Genomic DNA, 22,487 nt, shown 5'->3' on the forward strand with positions numbered 1-22,487 from the left:
GAATTTCGGGCATTCAAATAATATAATCATGAAAAAAACCATCTGGACCTTTGGTGTAATTGCCGGCATTATTGCAGCCTCGTTTATGGTAGCATCTACCATTGCTTGCTACAGGAGCGCTAAGTTTGAAAGCAGCATGCTGCTTGGCTACACAGGTATGCTTATTGCCTTTTCATTTGCTTATGTAGGCGTTAGAAACTACAGGGATAAATTTAACAATGGCACCATCACCTTCTTACAGGCCTTTAAAATTGCCGGCCTTATTACCCTAATTGGCTGTACCTTTTACGTAGTTGTTTGGATGATTGAATACTACGTTTTTGTGCCCGACTTTATGGAGAAGTTTACAGCGCATGAACTGAAGCAAGCGCGAGAAAGTGGGTTAACCCAGGTTGAATTGAATAAAAAAATAGCGGAGATGGAAGACTGGAAAAAGATTTACAGTAATCCGCTTGGTTTAATGCTCATGACCTATCTTGAACCTTTGCCTGTAGCATTTGTAGTGACCGTTGCTACTGCACTTTTGCTTAAGCGTAAGGCACAACCGGGGCAGGTTGCAATATAAAATGTACTGGCTTTTATTTAACTATACGGTCTTTCCAGCGGTATTTACTTGTGTTGCCCATTAGCCCAACGTACACAAAGTAAAGTATGTGTACAGGCGAAAGCATAATTAGCAAAAGCATAAGATTTTGGCGCTTAAAGAACGACATGATAGGTAAAAGAAAAGCAGCTTCAAACGTATACTTAAAAAGCATTTGAGAGACAAAAACCTGCCAAAGGTAAAAGTTAAAAAAGCCACCTACAGCGTTAATCAGTAAGCTAAGGTTAAACAGCCATATACCAACGGCTAAGGCTACAACATTTTTATCTTTATAACGTGTTGACTTTGAAGCCCATCTGCGCCGTTGTTGCATAAATTCGGTGAGGGTGGGCTTAGCTTCAGTATATACAATGGCATCCGGTTGCTTTAAAAAGCCTATACGGCCAGGGTAACGTTCAGCAACTTTTTGAAGTAAAAGTTCGTCATCGCCCGAGGCCAGGTCATCAATACCCCTGAAGCCGCCCACCTCGTAAAATACATCTTTACGGTAAGCGAAATTGGCCCCATTACAGGTTGATGCTCTGCCGTTACCAATGAAGGCAGCCCCAATACCAATAAGATATGAAAATTCAAGCGTTTGCAGGCGCTCAAAAAGGCTCTTTTCTTTAAAGTAAGTTACCGGTGATGATATCATCACCCAATCATAGCTTTCGTAATATGATACAACGCTGCTTAGCCACTTGTTGCCCATACTGCAATCAGCATCAGTTGCTACAATCAAATCACCGGTTGACTGGCTTATGGCCGTTGCTATAGCTTTTTTCTTGTATGAGTTAAGTTTTTCGGTTTCGTTGAGCTGTAAAAGCTTAATGCCTTGCGGAGCATAGCTTTTGATAATATCTGCAGTGCTGTCTGTAGAGTGATCATCAATAATAATTATCTCGAGCAGATGTTTAGGATAATCCTGGGCTAATACATCTTCAATGGTAGCCCGTATGTTTGCTTCTTCGTTACGGGCGGCAATAAGCAAACTAACTTTGGTGCTTAATTGATTTGCGGGTATTAGCTTTTTGGGTTTGCGTAAAGCAGCCCAGCCTTTCATTAAATAAACAAGTACTACAAGGTATAAACCTGTAAGCAGTAAAATGATGATGTTATAAGTTGTTATCAAAAAACTTCAATTTTAAAACAAATACAGACCCTAGTATAGCCGGAACAATGAGGTTGGTAAACCAAATTAATGCTACTGCTGCCATTACAGCAATATGCTGCTGGGTTACGTATTCAAATAATTTATCGGCGGTTGCGCTGCGCACACCAATGTCAACAATATCAATAGTTGGTAAAACCGACTGGATAAAGAAGAACACAAACGTAAGCAATAATATTTTGAACATCGGAATCTCGGGCAGTAACAAGTGCATGATGAGATAATACTGAAACGAATAGGTTGCAAACCTGGCCACGCAATAACCCATAACGTGCATAAGCTCATTAAAACGGTAGCGTTTCATCACATCAAAAAAGCGGTGGTACTTTTTTAGGAATGGAATGCTGTTAAGTAAGAACACCACCCAACGCACATTGAAATAGAAAATTAACATGAGTACAATGAAGCCAATACCCGTAGTGAGCATAGCAATGTATACCCATTGGTTTATGTGTAAAAAGTAATATACAAACCAAAGTAAAGCCGCCGAACCAGCTACGCACGTTACCACTAATTGCCCAAACGTGCCTACAGCCATTGCAAATACACCGTGTACACGCCTGCGTGGTGGTAAAAACATCACGCGTCCGCCAAATTCGCCCCACCTGTTAGGCGTAAATATGGCTAGTGATAGTCCGCAGAAGATAGATTCGATAGATTGCCACAAAGATATTGGCGCCCACTTATGCGTTAAGTATTTCCACTTCATGGCTTCCAACAGGTAATTTAACAGCATAAGTGCCGCTATTACGCCAACTACAGTTATGGCTGCCGAGCGGTTAACCTGTGTAATAATATCGGTAAAGTGCTTGAGTCCTTCGCTGTTACTTAACCTTCTGTAAATAAATACAAAGGTAAGTGCCACTAGTATGGCCTTAATTGCCCATGAAATCCACTTTTTGGTTTGCCCCGTCACAATTTGAACGCTTAACAATTTTGTACAATGTTATTAAAAAAGGGCAAGCATTACGCCCGCCCTTTAAATTTATGTTAATAATGTGGATTAGCTATGGTTATAATAAGTGAAGCCTTAAATTGAATAACCAAAATGCTTAAACACAAACGTTTGATTTGTGTTTTAAAAAAATAAAAAAAGCCCGGCATTTTGCCGGGCTTTACTTTTGATATAGCTTAATTATCTTACATCAAAGCTGTTACGGAAACGTGATCCATCTGAAGAATAACCTTCAATAACCATTTGTCCGTTTTTAAGGTTAGTGATGGCTTTGTCAATATCCTGAACACTGTTAATAGCCATACCGTTTATACCGGTGATGATTGAACCAACAGGAATATCATAATTTTCAAAGAAACCACCGCGACGTACCTGTGTTACTACAACGCCCGAATTTAAGCGGAACTTAGATTTTTGAGCTGATGTTAATGGCTGGAAGCTTGCACCTAATTTGTTGTAAAGCTCCTCGGCCGATTTGCTCATTGCCGTTTTATTGGTGTTAGCAGTAGGCTCGCCTTTCAAAGTAATTGTAAAGTTCTTTTCGGCACCTGCACGCAATACAGTTATACGTATTTTATCACCAGGTTGTAAGCGGCCAACACGTTCCTGCAAGTCTGATGATTCGTAAACAGTGTTACCTTCAACTTTGGTAATGATGTCACCTTTTTGCAGGCCTGCTGCCTCTGCTGCGCCACCATCAACCAGTTCATTTACATATAAACCGTTTGTGGTTTTAGTTTTAAGTTCGGTGGCAACATCAGGGTTAAGCTCTGTAAAGCTTACGCCAATATAACCACGTTTAACCGAGCCATATTTTTCAAGGTCATTTAATACCTTTTTAGCTAAGTTAACCGGTACAGCAAAGCCGTAGCCTTCGTATGAGCCGGTGTGTGATGCGATGGCCGAGTTGATGCCAATAAGTTCGCCTTTAGTGTTTACCAACGCACCGCCACTGTTACCCGGGTTAATTGCCGCATCAGTTTGAATAAATGACTCAATTGCCTTGTTTAAACGTGGCTGTTGAGGCTGTTGCTGGTAACGGCTGCGTCCAAACGGATTTTGCTCCTCTTCTTCGCGGCCAAGTATGCCTATGTTACGGCCTTTGGCACTAACAATACCGGCTGTAACGGTAGAGTTAAGGTTAAACGGGTTGCCTACAGCTAAAACCCATTCGCCAACACGTACATCATCTGAATTACCTAATTTAACAATAGGCAGGTTTGTGCCAGTTACTTTTATAAGTGCCAAATCGGTGTTAGGGTCAGTACCAATTACTTTTGCTTGTAACGTACGGTGGTCATTAGTAGTTACCTCAACCTTGCTGGCATTTGCTACTACGTGGTTATTAGTAACAATGTAGCCATCGGTACTAATAATTACTCCCGAACCTGATGCACGTTGCGGCTGAGCGCGTTGCGGTTGAACACGCTGACCAAAAAAATCACCAAACATGTCCTCAAACGGATCATTACCGCCACCACTGCGGCCCTGTTGCGGCGAGTAAGTGGTACGTATGTAAACCACTGCCGGCGTTACTGCGGCTGCAGCCTGGGTAAAATCAACATCGCCTGCAGATGATACTACGTTTGATGCAGGACGGTTATTTGCAAAATATACTTTCTGGCGTTCCTCAAAAGTTAATCCTTCCTGAGGGTCTTTTTCGAATACCTTGTAGGTACCCAGCGCCATTGCACCGCCAACAAATGCGGTCAATAGGGTTAAACCAACTTTTCTCATATTTCTTTTTATGTTTTAATTCTTTATTGTTGATTGGGTTTATCAACACCGTTCAAATTTAATACCATTAAGACGATAGGAACAATAAGAAGTTATTGCCATTTTTGTTAAAAAATGTTAAAGTCGGGCTGGCGCAGGTTTTACGGTGTTTAGGTTTGTTGGCCTGTTTAATAATAAACGTAAATGAAGCTTAATTTTTATAAATATCAAGGTGCCGGTAACGATTTTATTTTAGTCGATAACCGTGAAGGTCGGGTAAATCATCGCAATCCAAAGTTAATCAGTACCTTATGTGACAGGAGGTTCGGTATCGGCGGTGATGGGATGATGTTTTTGCAAAAGCAGGAAGGTTACGATTTTGAAATGGTTTACTATAATGCCGACGGTCAGCCAAGTAGCATGTGCGGCAACGGAGGACGTTGTATAGTAGCTTTTGCCAAGTTTTTAGGTGTAATAGAAAATGAAACCAACTTTTTGGCAGTTGATGGCCCGCATTATGCCAAAATTTCAGCATCCGGCGATTGGGTTAGTTTGCAAATGATTGATGTAGAACATGTAACCCGCGACAATGAAGCATACGTAATGAACACCGGGTCGCCGCATTATGTACAGTTGGTGAATGATTTGGAATATAAAGACGTGTTTACTGAAGGCCGTGCTATACGCAACAATCCAACGTATTTATCAAAGGGGATTAACGTAAATTTTGTGCAACCCCTGGATGAAGGGTACTTTGTACGCACGTATGAGCGTGGAGTTGAAGATGAAACTTATGCTTGCGGTACCGGGGTAACTGCTGTTGCACTGGCCATGGCAAAAGAAAATAAGCAAACCGGCACCATCAGCACACCTATTAAAGTATTAGGCGGAAACCTGAACCTGCATTTTAATTATGACGGCATTAGGTTTACCAACATTTTTTTAGAAGGTCCTGCGGTTAAAGTGTTTGAAGGCGAGGTAGAAGTTGGCGATTTGGCAGAATACAAAGCTGCTGAGCAAACTGTATAAATGAGTTTACTCAGCATCATAAATATTATACATATGAAATTCATTGGCCATAACTCAGATATTATCAATTATCTTGTTAATGATCTTACCTTACTCAATTCGACTTTAAAACAGTTTAAAGAGCATGAGGTTGACGGCGAGCCTGCAGTAAGTTTAATGTTTGAGTTAGCCTTTACTGATGCCGATGTGATGCTGGTATTTCGCAACGTATTTAAAAACGGCTTTGATGGTAACCCGGCTGCAGAACCTTATGAGGTTGATTCATGCAAGTTTTATCACATTGGAAGCAAGGTATATTTATCGCTCGATCCGGATGAAAGTGAGGATGGATATGACGGTATATCGGCCGATGATAATGACTATGTGTTAGCAAGCGATGTGGAAGGCTATATTTTTGAAGGTAACGAGCACGAGTAAATCAACCCGTGCTCGTTGTATTTAATTAAACCTCTTCGCTTTCAGTATAAGCATCAAGTTCTTCCTGTAAGCGGCGCTCGCCCGATTGCTGCCGCCACATAGCCCAATACAATCCTTTCTCGGTTACCAATTGCTGATGGTTTCCAATTTCAACCACATTACCATTTTCAAGCACGTAAATTCGGTCGGCATGCATAATGGTGCTCAACCTGTGGGCTATAATAAGTGTTATACGGCTTTTAAGTGATGATATATGCTGTACTGTTTTACTTATTTCTTCTTCAGTAATGGAGTCAAGCGCAGATGTAGCCTCATCAAATAATAAAATGTCCGGATGGCGCAACAGTGCGCGGGCAATAGATAAGCGCTGCTTTTCACCGCCCGATATTTTAACTCCACTTTCGCCAATAAGTGTATGAATGCCATTATCGGCCCGGGCAAGCATAGCTTGGCAGGCAGCTTTGTTTAATGCAGCTAAACATTCTTCATCAGTTGCATCGGGCTTTACAAAAGTCAAGTTGTCCTTTATGGTTCCTGAAAATAGCTGAGTGTCTTGCGTTACAAAGCCCAGCCTGCGACGCAGTGCATCCAGGTGGAAGCGGTCGCTTTCGGTGCCATTGTACAAAATATCGCCGCTAACCGGCTTATATAAGCCTATAAGGAGTTTAATAAGCGTTGACTTGCCCGAACCCGATGGTCCAACAAATGCCACCGTTTCGCCTTTATTAGCATAAAAAGATACATCATTGAGTGCATAACGCTTAGTGCCATTATACTTGAATTTAACCTGATTGAAAGCTACCTGGTTAATATGCGTTATATCTGCCGGGTCTTCGGGTATGGTTTCAAGCGGGCGGCTCATAATGCGTTCAAAGTTTGATAACGATATTTGTGCCTCGCGCCACGTTAGTGACATATGACCAAACTCCTGCAGTGGTCCAAACAGGAAATAAGCATACAACAAAAAGCTGAAGTACTGGCCACCGGTTATTTCTTTATCAAAAATAAGTACCAATAATACAACTACCATACTACTGCGTACAACGTTAACCGTTGTGCCTTGCACAAAGCTTAATACACGTAGCAATTTAGTTTTTGCAATTTCGAGTGTTAAAATCTTAAATGTGGTTTTATTGAGGCGTTCAATTTCCTCGTTTGCTAAACCATGGCTTTTTACCAGTTCAATGTTACGTAGTGATTCTGTGGTACGACCTGCCAATACCGATGTTTTAAGCACAATGGCGCGGTGTATAACCTTTATTTTGCGCGACAGTGTCCAGCTTAACCATGTAATAATGGGTACAGCAATAAAAAATACCAGCGTAACCTTGTAGCTTATGGTAAACGAGTATACCGCAATGAATATGATACCAAACAAGGTCATGAATGATACATTGATACTTGCCTTTATAAGATTCTCAATGTCACTGCGTATACGTTGCAGCATGCCCAGCTTTTCGCCGCTGCGCTGATCCTGATGCTCATGGTAGGGCATAGCCAATGCATGCTTCATACCATCGGCATAAACCTCAGCAGCAGATTTTTGAGCTATTGTTACCGTGTAGTAGTCCTGAAAGTTATTAGCTATGCGTGAAAACAAGGCTGCAATAGCAGCCAGGGTTATAAGCCATAAAACGCCGGCAATGAAATCGTGGCGAGTGTAGAGGTCTTTTTTGCTTATATAGTCGTCAAAGAGTTTTCCGGTAATCAATGGCTCAACCAACGCAAAGCACTGGTTCAATGCCGTCATGAGTAACGCCATGGCCACTGCCCCTTTATGTTTTTTTAGATACGAGAGCAGAATTTTCATATAAGGCTGAGTGTTATTGCAAAATATATAACAATAACAACGCCCTTAATGAGGATATACTTATAATTAAACCTATTTTTTGAAATAATTAAAAAATGGCTTCCAATAATTCAAAAAATGAAAATTATACACAACTATGTTGTGTCATTGTTTGAGTATCCGTAAAAATTAAAATTTAATAAGAAACACTATAGTTGTAAGAATTTGACTACAGGTGTTTGAAAATTCTTACAGTATCAAGCATTATCATTATTAAACTTTTCGCCTATCTGCTGTCTCCACATGGCATAGTACAACCCCTTTTGCGTTAACAGCTCCATGTGTTTCCCCTGTTCAATGATGTTACCTTTCTCGAGCACATAAATTCTATCAGCGTGCATAATTGTGCTCAAGCGGTGTGCAATTAATATAGTTATATGGTCCTGGTGCTCGGAAACATCTTTAATAGTTTCCGTGATTTCCTCTTCGGTAAGAGAATCAAGCGCCGATGTAGCCTCATCAAATACCAAAATATCCGGGCGGCGTAGTAAAGCACGAGCTATTGAAAGACGCTGTTTTTCTCCGCCTGATACTTTCACCCCACCTTCGCCAATAACGGTATCCAAGCCTTTATCGGCCCGGGCAAGCAATCCCTGGCAGGCTGCCCGGTGTAGCACATGCATACATTCCTCATCCGTTGCTCCCGGGCGAACAAACTGCAGGTTCTCTCTTATTGTTCCTGAAAAGAGTTGTGTGTCTTGTGTAACGAAGCCAATTTTTTCCCGCAAACGGTCAAGGTCTATCTCTTTACTTGGCACGCCGTTATATAGCACATCACCTTCCAAAGGTTGGTACAACCCAACAAGTAGTTTCACCAGCGTTGTTTTACCCGAGCCCGATGGACCTACAAATGCAATGGTATTACCTGTTTTAACATCGAAGCCAATATGATTAAGCGCGTTACGGTTAGCCGTCAAATGCTTAAAGCTCACGTTACTAAATTCAAGATCTTTAATTTTTTCAAGCATTACCGGCTTTTCGGGTTTGATATCGACCGGAGTATTAAGGATGCGTTCAAAATTGCCCAGAGATATTTGTGACTCGCGCCATGCCAGTATAACATTTCCCAATTCCTGCAAAGGATTGAACAGGAAAAATGAATAAAAAAGGAAAGTGAAGTAATTGCCGGGAGATATATTTCCTTTAAAAATAAGCAATAGCAGTATTACTACCATTACGCTACGTACCAGGTTAACTGTAGTGCCCTGCACAAAGCTCATACTGCGTACATACTTAACTTTTTTCAGCTCCAGATCCAATATTTTGTAAGTGGTTTTATTCAAGCGTTCAATTTCCTGGTTTACCAGTCCAAGACTTTTTACCAGTTCAATATTGCGTAACGATTCGGTTGTTGAACCTGCCAGGGCCGTGGTTTCGGCTACGATGGTACGTTGTATATTCTTAATTCGTTTGCTGAGTGCGGTACTCATAAATGCTATAATAGGTATAGCCGCAAAATAAACCAGTGTAACTTTGTAGCTCACACTAACCGAGTACACAATTACAAACACCATACCCACCAAGCTCACAAATAATACGCTGATGAAAGAGGTGATGAATTTTTCGCTATCAAGGCGTACCTTTTGTAATATGCCTAACGTTTCGCCGCTACGCTGGTCTTCAAATACCTGGTAGGGTAGTTCAAGCGAGTGTTTTAACCCGTCGGCATACATATCGGCACCAACTTTTTGCACAATGATACTGGTAAAGTAATCCTGAAAATTTTTTGCAATGCGCGATACCATTGCCGCACCTACTGCCAAACCTACAGCACCAAGCACTCCCCAGGTAAAATCATGCTCGGTAAGTGTTTTGCGCTTTTCAATAAAATTATCTACAATGCGGCCGGTAATAAGCGGATCGAGAAGTGAAAAACCAATGTTAAAGGCGGCAAGCAGCAAAGCTACAAATACCACCCCGCGATATTTGGAAAGATAGGATAACAGCAATTTCATGATATGCTGCAAAAATAGAAAAGGGAATGATGCCGTTAGGCCATTCCCTTTAATTTGACTTTGGTTTAACAACCGTATTTTCCAGCCTCGTTTGCCAAGGGCAAGGTATTATTTTCTGTACAGCAAACTTTTAATGCTACGCACAAAAAATTCGTGTTTTAAACGGTCATAATATCTTTTTCTTTAGCGTCAGCTAACTGATCTACTTTTATAATGTAGCTGTCAACCAATTTTTGTACTTCGCCTTCGCCAGTCTTGATTTCATCTTCCGATACACCGTCTGATTTCAATTTTTTGATTTTATCATTGATGTCTTTACGAATGTTACGAATTGCAACTTTTCCGTTTTCAGCTTCGCCTTTTAACTTTTTAACCAAATCACGACGACGCTCTTCTGTTAAAGGAGGTACATTAATGCGGATAATGGTACCATCGTTTTGCGGGTTAAGGCCTAACGAAGATTCTTTGATAGCTTTTTCAATTGGCACTAACAAAGTTTTTTCCCATGGCTGTATAACCAAAGTACGGGCATCAGGCGTATTAACGCTGCCTACCTGTGCTAAAGGGGTTGGAGTGCCATAGTAATCAACGGTAATGCCGTCTAACATTGCAGGATTAGCTTTTCCGGCACGTATTTTTGATAACTCGCTATCTGCATGCACAATAGCTTTTTCCATTAAAGCTTTTGCATCATTCAGTTGTTTTTTAATGAGTTCGCTCATTGTTGAATTTTTTAAGTATGCAAAGGTAGAAAATTAGAGTCAAGAGCCAAGAACCAAGAGTCAAGACTTTTTAAGTCTTAAATTCATATATTCCTTCTTAGCTTTTACCTACAGGTTTCTGTCTCTGATGTTATTTTACTATAGTTCCTACCGGTTCGCCTTGTGCAATTTTCATAAAATTGCCTTCACGGTTCATGTCAAATACAATAATTGGCAAGTTGTTTTCCTGGCACAGGGTAAATGCAGTCATGTCCATTACGTTAAGGCCTTTTGCATATACTTCCTGAAAAGTAACCTCATCATAACGTGTTGCTGAAGGGTCTTTTTCCGGATCAGCGGTATAAATACCGTCAACACGTGTGCCTTTCAGTACTACATCAGCTTTAATTTCAATTGCACGCAATGATGCTGCAGTATCAGTTGTAAAATAAGGATTACCTGTACCGGCACCAAAAATTACCACTTTACCACTTTCTAAATGCGCCATTGCTCTGCGGCGAATGTAAGGCTCGCATATTTGCTCCATTTTAATGGCCGATTGAAGGCGGGTATCAACACCAATGCCTTCAAGCGCACTTTGTAGAGCCATACAATTAATTACGGTGGCTAACATGCCCATGTAATCGGCCTGAGCACGCTCCATGCCCGATTTTTCGGCACTTAAGCCTCTGAAAATGTTGCCTCCGCCTACTACTATGGCTACCTGTATGCCGGCATCAACCACGCTTTTTATGTCATGCGCATATTGCAGCACGCGGTTATTGTCAATACCATACTGGCGCTCACCCATTAATGATTCGCCACTAAGCTTCAGCAAAATTCTGTCGTATTTCATGCAGATGATTGGTTTTTTATATGAGTGGTTGATTGTTTTTTTGGTGTACTTTACCTTTATAAATTGTAAACGCCGTATTAAATTCTGCGTCAAAAATAATTAAATCTGCGTCATATCCGGCTTCAACTTTTCCTTTAGTTGCCAGGCCTGCTAACTGCGCCGGGTAAAGCGACGCCATGTTCACCGCTTCGGCCAGTTCAAAACCCGCATGCTCAACACCGTTTTGTACGGCTTTAAGCATGGTTAATGCCGAGCCGGAAAGTGTTCCATCGGGCATAGTGTATTTGTTGCCCTGGCGTATGTGCTGATAGGTGCCTGTTTTAGCTTCGGTTACTGCATCAGTTATAAAAAATAACTTATCACCTAATTCGCGCTTTGCCAGCCGTATCATGGCGTAATCAACATGTATACCGTCGGCCACAATGCTGGTGTAGGGGCGCTCTTCAAAAATAGCGGGTATTATGCCCGGTTCACGGTGATGTATAGGCGGCATGGCATTATATAAATGTGTAACCGCGTTTATAGTTTTGTTTAAAAACCGTTTGGCCTGCCGGTAAGTAGCATTACTATGTCCGGAGGAAAGAATAATGCCTTGTGCATTAAGGTAATTAATTACCTCTTCATCCTGCAGTTCAGGTGCCAGGGTTATCATTTTTATTTCGCCCTCGGCCAGGTTAACCCAACCTTCAATTTCTGCCAGAGTTGATTTTTTTATATATTCTTCGGGGTGTGCACCTTTACGCTTAGGGTTAATGTACGGTCCTTCGAGGTGCAAGCCTAAAAAGTTACCATTGCTTTGCGGGCGCCATTGTTTTGCGGCCTCAATTGCATCAAGAACAACATTGGTACTGTTGGTAGCTACTGTTGCAAAAAAACCGGTACAACCTTCATTAAGCAGGGTGTTTTCCATATCCTGCAAAGCGGCTACAGATGGAAAGCTGCCAAACAGGCTGTTTCCCGCCCCGTAAATTTGCAAATCAATAAGTCCCGGCGCTACATACGCACCATTAAGATCGATTTTTTGCGCGCCGGCCGGAATATTGCTTTCTGAAACTATCTCAACTATTTGATCACCTAAAACAATAACAGCATGGCCCCGGCAAACTGCCCCGGCAGATACAATTTGAGTATTGTAAAGTGCTGTTAACATAGGTTATAAAAATGTATAGGCAAAAAAAATCCCCGCCTTTAAAAAAGGCGGGGATAATATAATTAAGCTCCTAAAGCAACTCGCTTGAAAGCAGTTACCTTTAAGTCTTTATCAACACCGGTAAGGAATTGAGCAACACTCTTAGAAGAGTCTTTCACAAACTCCTGGTTTACCAGGGTAGAGTCTTTGTAGAATTTGTTTAGTTTACCGGCAGCAATTTTTTCTACCATTTCTTCCGGTTTACCTTCAGCACGAATTTGCTCTTTAGCAATAGCTAATTCACGCTCAATAGTAGTAGCATCAACACCGTCTTTATCTAAAGCAACAGGGTTCATTGCAGCAATTTGCATAGCTACGTCTTTACCAGCTTCTTCAGCACCTGCAGGGTTAGCGTTTAAGCCAACCAATACACCTAAACGGAAGTTACCGTGAATGTAAGCTACAATTTTTTCGCCTTCTAAAACAGCATATTTTGATACACCGATTTTTTCGCCGATTTTACCAGTCATGGCAGTGATAGCCTCACCAATAGTAGTACGACCGGTTTCGGTATCAATTTCCAAAGCGTTAACTCCGTCAACGTCAGCAGGAAGGTTTTGTACAGCCTCGTTAGCAATAGCGTTAGCAAATGCAATAAATTCAGCATTTTTAGCTACGAAGTCGGTTTCGCAGTTAAGCTCAACAATTACACCTTTTTTGCCATCTTCTGAAGTGCGTGCAATAACCACACCTTCGTTTGATTCTCTGTCTTGACGGCTTGCAGCTACTTTAGCGCCTTTTTTTCTTAAATAGTCAATAGCTGCTTCAAAGTCACCATTAGTTTCGGTTAAAGCTTTTTTGCAGTCCATCATACCGGCACCTGTTTGTTGGCGCAGTTTATTTACGTCTGATGCAGAAATTTGTACTGTAGACATTGTTTTTGTTTGTTATCTGTTGTGATTTACCTTTAATAGGATGTTCACAGCAAAGATGAATGATTTATTGTTAAATTGAAAGTTGCCAATTGTAAACTGTTGCACCAAGTACACGCAGCCCACAACCGGCAACTCGCAACAAATAATATTACTCTTCTGTAGATTCAGCAGCTTCAGCAGCAGGAGCTTCAGTTTCAGCCTCGGCAGTTACCGCGCCTCTTCTTTTACGACCGCCTTCAGCGTCGCCACCATCAGCTTTCGCTTTAGCAGCTGCACCTTCTTTTTCCGCTTCGTCATCTTTCTCGCGTTTACGCTCATCTAAACCTTCCTGAATAGCCTGAATGATAACACCTGTAACCAAAGAGATTGATTTAGTAGCGTCATCGTTAGCCGGGATAGGGAAGTCGATGTTTGAAGGATCAGAGTTAGTATCAACCATTGCAAAGGTTGGGATGTTTAACTTTAATGCCTCAGATACTGCAATGTGCTCTTTTTTAACGTCGATAAGGAAAAGCGCAGCCGGTAAGCGGTTAAGGTCAGATATACCACCTAATAAGCTTTCCAGTTTTACACGCTCACGCTGAATCATCAAACGCTCTTTTTTAGAAAGATTGCTGTAAGTACCGTCTTTAGTCAATTTATCAATGTTTGACATTTTTTTGATTGACTTGCGTACGGTAGCAAAGTTAGTTAACATACCACCTAACCAACGCTCGGTTACGTAAGGCATGTTTACAGATTTTGCGTAATCAGCCACGATATCTTTTGCTTGCTTTTTAGTAGCAACAAATAATACTTTACGGCCTGATTTTACAATTTGTTTTATAGCTGAAGCAGCTTCTTCAACCTTAGTTAAGGTTTTATTTAAATCGATAATGTGGATACCGTTGCGCTCCATGAAAATGTACTGAGCCATTTTCGGATCCCATTTGCGGGTAAGGTGACCAAAGTGTACACCTGCATCCAGTAAATCCTGATATGTTGTTCTTGCCATTGTTGTGTCCTCCTTAAAAAATTAACGTTTACTGAATTGGAATCTTCTACGAGCTTTGCGGCGTCCTGGTTTTTTACGCTCAACCATACGGTCATCACGGGTCATTAAACCTTTAGCACGCAATGCTGGTTTCTTTTCAGCATCAAGTTCAACAATAGCTTTAGCAATAGCTAAACGAACGGCTTCTGCCTGTCCTTTTACACCACCGCCTGCAACGTTTGCAATAATGTCAAATTTACCTTCGCTACCAGATACTAATAACGATTGAGTTGCAACGTATTGTAAAGGTAAAGTAGGGAAGTATTCTTTGTAATCTTTACCGTTAACGGTAAGGGCGCCGGCACCTTCGTTTAAGTAAACGCGGGCAACAGCTGTTTTTCTTCTGCCTGAAGTGTTAGTTGTTGGCATTTGTTTTTCTCCTTAAAAATTAAAAGTTAATGGTTGTTGGGTTTTGTGCGGCATGAGGATGCTCTGCACCGGCATATACATGCAGGTTGCCATAAATTGCACGGCCCAAACGATTTTTAGGTAACATACCACGAACGGCTTTCTCAATAACGCGCTCAGGGAATTTAGCCATTAACTCCTTAGGAGAAATAAAACGCTGACCACCTGGGTAACCAGTGTAAGAAACGTATTGCTTAGCGGCAAATTTGTTTCCGGTCAGTTTTACCTTGTCTGCGTTGATAACAATAACGTTATCACCACAGTCTACGTTTGGAGTGAAGCCTGGTTTGTGTTTTCCTCTGATGATTGCAGCAATCTTAGAGGTCAAGCGCCCCAAAATCTCGCCTTCCGCGTCAACAACAACCCATTGTTTGTTAACGGTCTTTTTGTTGGCTGAGACAGTTTTGTAACTTAACGTATTCACTTGCTTTAAATTAAATTATATTAAACAGTTTACTATACCCCGTAATTTCGGGACTGCAAAGATACGAGTATATGTTTAATTTACAAGTGGTTTATAATAAATTGTTGATGGAATAGCACGTGTTTATTTGATATAAAGCCGGGTTGTGAAACAAGTGCTGTATTTATATATTTAGGCAATCAAAAATCTTATTGCATGAAAAAATATTTACTTGTTCTTTTTTGTACAACCTTGTTATTTACCGCTAACTCTTGCAAAAAGGAAAGCGATGCCGCTGAAGAAGAAACTGTAAAGGGTTCGGACTCGTACCAACCTGCAACTGCAGGCTCATACTGGAAGTATTCGGGCACTGCGGCCGGTGTTGCCGAAACCAGTACTTTCACAGTTACCGGGAAAACCAAAGTGTTTAATAACAAAACTTATGTTGAAGTAACACAGGCTTCTCAAAACTTTGGAAACCAAACCGGTTACTTCTATATAGGCGATGGAAGCTATGCCCAACGCGCAAGCACTTATATAAACGGCATAACGGTTGAACTTCAGTATTTAAAAACTAACCTTGAAGTTGGCTCAACCTGGACAGCCAACATTACAGATAACGGACAACTGAACGGTATACCTGCCCGTATTATTGGTAAGGTATTGGAGAAAGACTCAAAGCGTACAGTTAATGGTAAAAGCTTTGCCAATGTGATACATACCTCGCTCGATCTTCAATATAATATATCGGGCTTTTCAACTGTTATGACCTATGAGTTTTACGTTGCCAAAGGTGTTGGTATTATTGAAATTAAAAGCACCTCAGGAGGAACGGTGATGTCCTCGTCAAAAATTACGGAATACAAAATCAAATAGCATGAAAAGAACGCCCCTTAATTTACAATCAGGGGCGTTTCTTTTTTAGTTAAGCTCGGGGACGGTTCCGTTTTCTCCAAGCGCAAAGTGCTTATTTACCAGCTCCATTACCATTTCGGTACGTAGGGGCTTGTGATAAAAGGTAGCAATGTGATCATCGTTAAGGGCGCGCTCGCGGTCATCGGCATTTAGAGAGGTTGTAAGCATTATTACCACTATTTTTGCTTTTTGGCTGGCCGATAGTTGCCTGTACTCTTCCATAAACTCCCAACCGTTCATGCCCGGCATGTTGATGTCTAAAAATATTATACCTGGACGGCTAACATGATTTGTATCGGCATATTTGCCTGAACATTTTAAAAAGTCAAGTGCTTCGGCTGCTGAAGTCAGCGCCTGTACCTCAACTTCAAGTCCGGCTTTTTCAATAACCCTTTTGTGCAGAAAGTTTGTTGGCCTGTCATCATCAATCAGCAACACACATCCCAAATCATTAATTTTCATCATTTCGTTTCTGGCCATCTATATTTAAAGTAAAATAAAATCTGCTTCCTGCACCTTCTTCTGATTGTACGCTGATGTTGCCGTTGTGCATGCTAACAATTTTTTTGCAGTTGGCTAAACCAATACCATTACCCGGATACTCATCGCGGTTATGCAACCGCTGAAAAATGAGGAATATCTTTTCGTGGTATTTGGCGTCAACGCCAATGCCATTGTCTTGCACGGTAAACTCCCAACCGGTAACATTGTTCGGGGTTGCCGTAATTTTTATAACCGGTGGTTCGTCTTTTTTTGAAAACTTAATGGCATTGGTTATTAAGTTTTGAAAAAGCTGTCGTAACTCGGTACGGTAGCCGGTAACCACAGGTAGGTTGTTAAATATAATTTTCGTTTGTGTGGCAGCAATGCGGGTATCTAAATCACTTATTATATGCTGCAGCAGCTCATTCACATCAACTTGTTCGGTTTGTTTGGTTTTACCCAGCCTCGAATAATCAAGCAAATCTTTAATGAGATTGCGCATGCGCGATGCGGCATCTTCAATAAAGCCCATGTAAAGCTGTGCATCGTCATCCTGCAGGGCGTGCCCATAATCAACCTTCAGCATGTCAATAAAATTGCTTATTGTAAGCAACGGTTCCTGTAAATCATGCGAGGCTATGTACACAAACTGTTCCAGTTCCTGGTTTTGAACCTGCAGTTGTGCCAGGTGCAGGCTTGCCGCTTCGGCAGCCGTCATTTTATCCGTTAAATCGCGGGTTACTTTGGTGTAGCCAATTACATTTCGTTCGTTATCATGTATGGCCGTTATGGTAATACTTCCCCAAAATCGGGTGCCATCTTTACGCACCCGCCACCCTTCATCAATGGAACGGCCTTTAGTGCGGGCCAGGTTTATGAGGGTTTCGGGTTTTTTAATGGCTTTATCGGCATCTGTATAAAACATGCGGAAATGTTGGCCTATTACTTCATTGGGATTATAGCCTTTAATGCGCTGCGCACCTTTGTTCCAGTTTTCAATGTTGCCGTTACTGTCAAGTACAATTATTGCGTAGTCTTCAATTTCCTCTATCATGTTGAGTATGCGGAGGTGTTTCGCGTTCTCATTCATCTTACTAAAAACAAGGTGGTGGTATAATTATTAAACAGGCAGGGGTTACCGGTTTTGTTGAATGTAGGGGAAAAATGCAGTTGTTGTTATAAATGGTTATTAAAATAAACTCATTTAATGGATTATTAATAGATTGGTTAATTAAATGTTTCTCTAAAATTAATATCGATTGATTTATGTTGAAGCGCAATTTGATGTTCAATTGTAACCCTTGCGCCATAAAATAGCAAGTATGGTGTTTAGTAAGTGCAATTGCCTCACCTTTGTATAAAAAGGTTCTTATATGAAAAGTATACGATTAAGCGTGCTCGATCAGTCGCCCGTGCGTAAGGGCGTTACACCTGCACGCTCAGTGCAGGAGACTGTTGAACTTGCTAAACTGACAGATTTATTAGGATATACCCGTTTTTGGGTATCTGAACATCATAACACCGGTAGTTTGGCCGGTTCCACCCCCGAAGTTTTAATTGCCCACTTAGGTACGCAAACCCGAAATATACGTTTAGGCTCGGGCGGTATTATGTTGCCTAACCATAGCGCATTAAAGGTGTCTGAAAACTTCAGAATGCTTGAAGCTATGTATCCGGGCCGTATTGACCTGGGTATGGGCAGGGCACCCGGTACAGACAGGCTTACAGCGTCTGTACTTAATCCATCAAATAAATTCAGCGAACAGGATTTTGTTGAACAATTGCTTGATTTGCAAAATTATTTTCATGACACAGCAGAGGAAGGACCGGTAGCCGCAAAAATTCGTGCTATTCCGCAGGTTGATACCGTGCCTGGTATGTGGTTGCTTAGCTCAAGCGGGCAAAGCAGTTTATTTGCTGCTCATTTTGGGATGGGGTTTTCATTTGCTCATTTCATAAACCCCGTAGGTGGAGCGCAAGCTGTTGAAATGTATCGCGCCCGCTTTCAGCCTTCGATAGATTTAGCGCAGCCTGAAGCCAATGTTGCAATTTTTGCCTTTTGCTCGGAGGATGAAGAGAAGATAAGGCAACACCAAGCTGTGATGGATTATAGGTTTTTGCAATTTGAAAAGGGTGGAGGCATTAACCCATTATCATATGATGATGTAAAGGATGCTGAATACACCGCGCAGGATATGGAGCGTATTCGCATGAACCGTAGGCGTATAATAGCAGGCACACCTACGCAAATGAAAGACATTATCACCAGGTTGGCTGACACATATAATGTTGATGAGGTAATGCTTGTTACTATAGCCGAAGACTTTAACGACAGGCTGAAATCATATGAATTACTTGCCGAGCAATTTAGTTTGCCCCAGCAACAGCAAGATGCCGCTCATGCAATAATTTAACATTTACAGCGTTTAAAATATTCCTGACCGGCCCCGCGTAAGGCCGGTTTTTTATTGTGGAAAACTACTAACATCTTGAATTATTAATGTTACCTTTGCGCAAACAATTTTAAGGTGCATTATTTTATATAATACACTATAACACACACTTGTATAATCGTGATAATTGTCATTTTTTTTGTTGCCCACTGGTTCTTATCTTTGTTCTTTCAAACGTTTTATCTGCACCGCTATGCTGCTCATAAAATGTACAGTACACCAAAATTTACCGAACGTGTTTTTCATTTCTTAACGTTCGTAACTCAAGGCTCATCTTTTTTAAATCCGCGTGCTTATGCTATAATGCACCGTGAGCACCATGCTTACAGTGATACTGAAAAAGATCCGCACTCGCCTCACTTTTTTACCGATGTATTTCAAATGATGTACCGTACTGCCATTAGTTTCAGGCTTTACGAAAAACGTGTAAAAGAACCTGATGCTCAGTTTAAAGGTAATTACCCAGAGTGGCGTCTTATTGACTACTACGGCTCGCACATGATAACCCGTATAGGCTTTGGTTTATTATACGCTGCTTTTTACGCCGCATTTGCTACAGCATGGTGGCAGTGGCTTTTACTTCCGTTGCAATTTATAATGGGGCCTTTACACGGTGCTATTGTAAACTGGTGCGGTCACAAGTACGGCTACTCTAATTTTGATAACGGCGATAAATCAAAAAATACAACACCGTTTGACTTTTTGATGCTTGGCGAATTGTTTCAAAACAATCACCATAAGCGCCCTAACAGCCCTAACTTTGGTGCCCGTTGGTTTGAAATTGACCCGGTTTACCCTGTTATGAAAATGATGCACTGGATGCGCATCATTAAGCTGAGAAAACCGGTAGCAGCGTAACTTAAGAAACAAGAGGCGAGAGCCATGAAACAAGATATAAGTCGTTCATAGTAACGACTTTTTTGTGCCCATAGTTTTGTGATGAATCTCTTGGCTCTTGTTTCTTGGCTCTTGCATCTAAAGCCTTATCTTTGCGGCTCATTAACAAACTACTATGAGCGTATCGGTATTGGCTCAAACCCTAAAGGGTTCTGAGATTATTAAAATAGGTAACGAAATAAATGAACTTAAACGCCAGGGACAGCAAATAGCCAACTTAACCATCGGCGATTTTGATCCTGCTATTTATCCTATTCCTGATGAACTGCGTGATGGAATAATTGAAGCGTACCAAGACAATCAAACCAATTATCCGCCTGCCGATGGTATACTTGACCTACGCAAGCAGGTAGCTGCATTTTTAGCTAAGCACCACAATATACAGGTTTCGGCTAATGAAGTGCTGATATCAAGCGGTTCACGCCCTATTATCTACTCTATTTTTTTAGCGCTGGTTGATCCGGGTGATAAAGTGATCTATCCGTCTCCATCATGGAATAACAATCACTATTGCCATATTACGGGGGCATCAGAAGTTCAGATACCAACTACGCCCGAGAATAACTTTTTACCTAAAGCTGCCGATTTAGCTCCGCATCTTAAAGGAGCTACGCTACTTTGCCTATGCTCGCCACAAAACCCAACCGGCACCATGTTTGAAAAGGCCGATTTGGAGGAAATATGTGATCTGGTTATTGCCGAGAACGCCACCCGCGCCGAAGGTGAGAAGCCACTGTACATTATGTACGACCAGATTTACGCTATGCTTACCTTTGGTAAAAAACACTTTGACCCGGTTACATTGCGCCCCGAATTAAAAGATTACGTAGTTTACATAGACGGCTTATCGAAATGTTTGGCGGCAACCGGAGTAAGGGTAGGCTGGGGTTTTGGGCCTGAAAGCGTAATTTCCAAAATGAAATCTATTGTTGGGCACATGGGCGCCTGGGCACCTAAAGCCGAACAGGTTGCAGCAGCTAAGTATATACAGGCAGACGAGCAGTTGCACAACTATCTTGATACGTTTAAGTCTCGAATTCAAGACAGCTTAAATACTTTATATAACGGCTTCCAGCAATTGAAAAGCGAGGGCTTTGCTGTTGATGCTATTCAACCTATGGGTGCAATATATTTGACTATAAAGGTTGATTATGTAGGCAAAACCACACCTGAAGGTGATATTATAAGCACCCCTGCAGACATTAATTTTTATTTAATCAAAGCAGCACGCGTTGCATTGGTTCCATTCTCGGCATTTGGTACAGGTGACGATGTAGCATGGTTCCGTGCGTCGGTTGGTACATCAACACTTGAGGATATACAGGGTATGATACCACGTATTAAGGAAGCGCTAAGCTTATTGATATAAGAAATTTTAAGGACAGGTAGTAAATGCAATAATATTTTACTACCTGCTCTTTTTAATGAATTTACAACCTTCCACTAAAATAGGCGATTTTACAAAATCACTTTACTGTACTGAATCTCGCTTTAAGTTTTAAGAAGTATTTCTCGTATAGGTGATACGATGCTACTGCAGTTACTGCCAGTAATATTAAGTTTAAAACTACTGAATTGCCATACGGCAAATTAGCCCAGGGCTGCTTAAAGGTAAATAACTCCTGCCAAATGTAAATGCTATAGGATAAGGTGCCTAGGTAGCGAACGTACTTATTGTTCAGAATTTGAAATATAAAACCATCTTTGTTAACAATAGTATAAATAATAGTTAATGCTATAAATAAAGCAGATATAGTACTATTTATATTCATGAATAACCTGTGGTTAAAAAAGAAAAAGCTTAATGCCATCAGCAAAATTTGAAACAAGGCAATATACTTTGATTTCAAAATGAACAAATGCTCATACTTACACAAAAATATGGCGGCCAAACTCCCAATAAGTATGATACTTATGCCGTTACCTAATAAGTGGTAAATAACGTTTAATACAAAATCTACAAGTAATAATTGAGTGTGTAAGTGGAAGTATACATACGTTATTACCAATATGCCGGGTATTAAGGCAATAGCCGTTATAATGTAGTTTTTAAGACTTCGGGCAATCAAAAATGGAAAAATAAGATAAAATTGCTCTTCTACACTTAAGCTCCAAAAGTGACCTGCCAACGTATAGGTTGAGTGATCTCCAAAATTTTCCACAAAGAAAAGTGGCCTCAAAAAGCTTGCTGCACTTAAATTTAATTTGAAAATAAAATTTAATGCAAAGAGTACAGCCAAAAATAAATAGGCTACAGGTAAAATTCTTAAAAAACGGCGGATGTAAAAATTTCTTAATGAAACGCTTTTGTAAGTTACCTTTTCCTTTATAAGTAACGAGGTGATTAAAAAGCCGCTTATAACAAAAAATACATTTACACCGAAAGTGCCGTACTTGGCTAGCGTATCATTATTATAGTTGTATGATATGTGCGCAATTAAAACCAGTATAATTGAGAAAGCTCTGAAACCGTCAAGTGAGGGAACATACTTTTGCTTCAAAAATGGTGGGAGTTCATCAACCTCTGCAAAAAAAGGCGGTCTTTCAGTAGTTATATTTAAGTCGTTATTTACTTCTGTAGAAGTCATTAATTAAATTT

The 22,487-nt window shown here is 40.9% G+C and carries 22 protein-coding genes; 7 read left to right on the forward strand and 15 right to left on the reverse strand.

Features of this window, described 5'->3' with window-relative positions:
• The first annotated feature begins 28 nt into the window (after positions 1-28).
• A complete protein-coding gene (locus QZ407_RS09025; RefSeq protein ID WP_295769970.1) occupies positions 29-565 on the forward strand; it encodes a DUF4199 domain-containing protein in 537 nt (178 codons plus the stop codon).
• Between the two features lie 13 nt (positions 566-578).
• On the opposite strand, the gene QZ407_RS09030 is transcribed toward QZ407_RS09025, so the two are convergent.
• The 3 genes from QZ407_RS09030 to QZ407_RS09040 all read right to left on the reverse strand — a co-directional run bounded on the left by QZ407_RS09030 (position 579) and on the right by QZ407_RS09040 (position 4,446).
• Complete coding sequence (locus QZ407_RS09030) at positions 579-1,715, reverse strand: glycosyltransferase (RefSeq protein ID WP_295769973.1); 1,137 nt, start codon at positions 1,713-1,715, stop codon at positions 579-581.
• The gene (locus QZ407_RS09035) at positions 1,699-2,688 is read right to left on the reverse strand and encodes a lysylphosphatidylglycerol synthase domain-containing protein (protein ID WP_295769975.1); all 990 of its coding nucleotides are present in this window, start codon (positions 2,686-2,688) and stop codon (positions 1,699-1,701) included. The genes QZ407_RS09030 and QZ407_RS09035 overlap by 17 nt, the downstream gene beginning before the upstream one ends.
• 201 nt (positions 2,689-2,889) lie before the next feature.
• Positions 2,890-4,446: a Do family serine endopeptidase gene (locus tag QZ407_RS09040; protein WP_295769978.1), complete on the reverse strand. Its 1,557-nt coding sequence runs from the start codon at positions 4,444-4,446 to the stop codon at positions 2,890-2,892.
• A gap of 183 nt (positions 4,447-4,629) precedes the next feature.
• Between QZ407_RS09040 and dapF the strand changes: the two genes are divergently transcribed.
• Both dapF and QZ407_RS09050 read left to right on the forward strand, forming a co-directional pair.
• Positions 4,630-5,454, forward strand: a complete 825-nt coding sequence (dapF, locus tag QZ407_RS09045; RefSeq protein ID WP_295769980.1) for a diaminopimelate epimerase — start codon at positions 4,630-4,632, stop codon at positions 5,452-5,454.
• Positions 5,455-5,487: 33 nt separating this feature from the next.
• Positions 5,488-5,871, forward strand: a complete 384-nt coding sequence (locus QZ407_RS09050) for a hypothetical protein (RefSeq protein WP_295769983.1) — start codon at positions 5,488-5,490, stop codon at positions 5,869-5,871.
• A gap of 25 nt (positions 5,872-5,896) precedes the next feature.
• Here the strand turns inward: QZ407_RS09050 and QZ407_RS09055 are convergent, their stop codons facing one another.
• The 9 genes from QZ407_RS09055 to rplM all read right to left on the reverse strand — a co-directional run bounded on the left by QZ407_RS09055 (position 5,897) and on the right by rplM (position 15,161).
• The gene (locus tag QZ407_RS09055) at positions 5,897-7,681 is read right to left on the reverse strand and encodes an ABC transporter ATP-binding protein (RefSeq protein ID WP_295769985.1); all 1,785 of its coding nucleotides are present in this window, start codon (positions 7,679-7,681) and stop codon (positions 5,897-5,899) included.
• Between the two features lie 236 nt (positions 7,682-7,917).
• Positions 7,918-9,675, reverse strand: a complete 1,758-nt coding sequence (locus tag QZ407_RS09060) for an ABC transporter ATP-binding protein (RefSeq protein WP_295769987.1) — start codon at positions 9,673-9,675, stop codon at positions 7,918-7,920.
• Between the two features lie 158 nt (positions 9,676-9,833).
• A complete protein-coding gene (gene frr / locus QZ407_RS09065; protein ID WP_295769989.1) occupies positions 9,834-10,397 on the reverse strand; it encodes a ribosome recycling factor in 564 nt (187 codons plus the stop codon).
• Positions 10,398-10,527: 130 nt separating this feature from the next.
• Entirely contained in the window at positions 10,528-11,232 is a 705-nt protein-coding gene (gene pyrH / locus QZ407_RS09070; protein WP_157542420.1) for a UMP kinase, read from the reverse strand.
• A gap of 16 nt (positions 11,233-11,248) precedes the next feature.
• Entirely contained in the window at positions 11,249-12,382 is a 1,134-nt protein-coding gene (nagA, locus tag QZ407_RS09075; protein WP_295769994.1) for an N-acetylglucosamine-6-phosphate deacetylase, read from the reverse strand.
• 62 nt (positions 12,383-12,444) lie between these two features.
• Positions 12,445-13,296, reverse strand: coding sequence for a translation elongation factor Ts (gene tsf, locus QZ407_RS09080; RefSeq protein ID WP_295769995.1), 852 nt, complete (start codon positions 13,294-13,296; stop codon positions 12,445-12,447).
• Between the two features lie 148 nt (positions 13,297-13,444).
• Positions 13,445-14,290: a 30S ribosomal protein S2 gene (gene rpsB / locus QZ407_RS09085; protein ID WP_295769998.1), complete on the reverse strand. Its 846-nt coding sequence runs from the start codon at positions 14,288-14,290 to the stop codon at positions 13,445-13,447.
• A gap of 21 nt (positions 14,291-14,311) precedes the next feature.
• The gene (rpsI, locus tag QZ407_RS09090; protein ID WP_157542416.1) at positions 14,312-14,698 is read right to left on the reverse strand and encodes a 30S ribosomal protein S9; all 387 of its coding nucleotides are present in this window, start codon (positions 14,696-14,698) and stop codon (positions 14,312-14,314) included.
• A gap of 19 nt (positions 14,699-14,717) precedes the next feature.
• Complete coding sequence (gene rplM / locus QZ407_RS09095; protein ID WP_295770001.1) at positions 14,718-15,161, reverse strand: 50S ribosomal protein L13; 444 nt, start codon at positions 15,159-15,161, stop codon at positions 14,718-14,720.
• Positions 15,162-15,356: 195 nt separating this feature from the next.
• Here rplM and QZ407_RS09100 point away from each other — a divergent pair, with 195 nt between their 5' ends.
• Positions 15,357-16,016, forward strand: coding sequence for a hypothetical protein (locus QZ407_RS09100; protein ID WP_295770004.1), 660 nt, complete (start codon positions 15,357-15,359; stop codon positions 16,014-16,016).
• Between the two features lie 45 nt (positions 16,017-16,061).
• Here QZ407_RS09100 and QZ407_RS09105 read toward each other — a convergent pair whose 3' ends face one another.
• Together QZ407_RS09105 and QZ407_RS09110 are read right to left on the reverse strand one after the other, a co-directional pair.
• A complete protein-coding gene (locus QZ407_RS09105) occupies positions 16,062-16,535 on the reverse strand; it encodes a response regulator (protein WP_295770006.1) in 474 nt (157 codons plus the stop codon).
• Positions 16,507-17,628: an ATP-binding protein gene (locus tag QZ407_RS09110; protein ID WP_295770009.1), complete on the reverse strand. Its 1,122-nt coding sequence runs from the start codon at positions 17,626-17,628 to the stop codon at positions 16,507-16,509. The genes QZ407_RS09105 and QZ407_RS09110 overlap by 29 nt, the downstream gene beginning before the upstream one ends.
• Before the next feature lie 283 nt (positions 17,629-17,911).
• Between QZ407_RS09110 and QZ407_RS09115 the strand changes: the two genes are divergently transcribed.
• The 3 genes from QZ407_RS09115 to QZ407_RS09125 all read left to right on the forward strand — a co-directional run bounded on the left by QZ407_RS09115 (position 17,912) and on the right by QZ407_RS09125 (position 21,257).
• A complete protein-coding gene (locus QZ407_RS09115) occupies positions 17,912-18,952 on the forward strand; it encodes an LLM class flavin-dependent oxidoreductase (RefSeq protein WP_295770012.1) in 1,041 nt (346 codons plus the stop codon).
• Between the two features lie 159 nt (positions 18,953-19,111).
• A complete protein-coding gene (locus tag QZ407_RS09120) occupies positions 19,112-19,849 on the forward strand; it encodes an acyl-CoA desaturase (protein ID WP_295770015.1) in 738 nt (245 codons plus the stop codon).
• A gap of 154 nt (positions 19,850-20,003) precedes the next feature.
• Positions 20,004-21,257 carry an aminotransferase class I/II-fold pyridoxal phosphate-dependent enzyme gene (locus QZ407_RS09125; protein ID WP_295770018.1) on the forward strand — a complete coding sequence of 418 codons (1,254 nt, stop codon included), beginning with the start codon at positions 20,004-20,006 and terminating at the stop codon, positions 21,255-21,257.
• 97 nt (positions 21,258-21,354) lie between these two features.
• Here the strand turns inward: QZ407_RS09125 and QZ407_RS09130 are convergent, their stop codons facing one another.
• Positions 21,355-22,476: an acyltransferase gene (locus QZ407_RS09130; RefSeq protein ID WP_295770021.1), complete on the reverse strand. Its 1,122-nt coding sequence runs from the start codon at positions 22,474-22,476 to the stop codon at positions 21,355-21,357.
• Positions 22,477-22,487: the final 11 nt, after the last annotated feature.

Source organism: uncultured Mucilaginibacter sp. (genome assembly GCF_913773635.1).
Lineage (GTDB): Bacteria > Bacteroidota > Bacteroidia > Sphingobacteriales > Sphingobacteriaceae > Mucilaginibacter.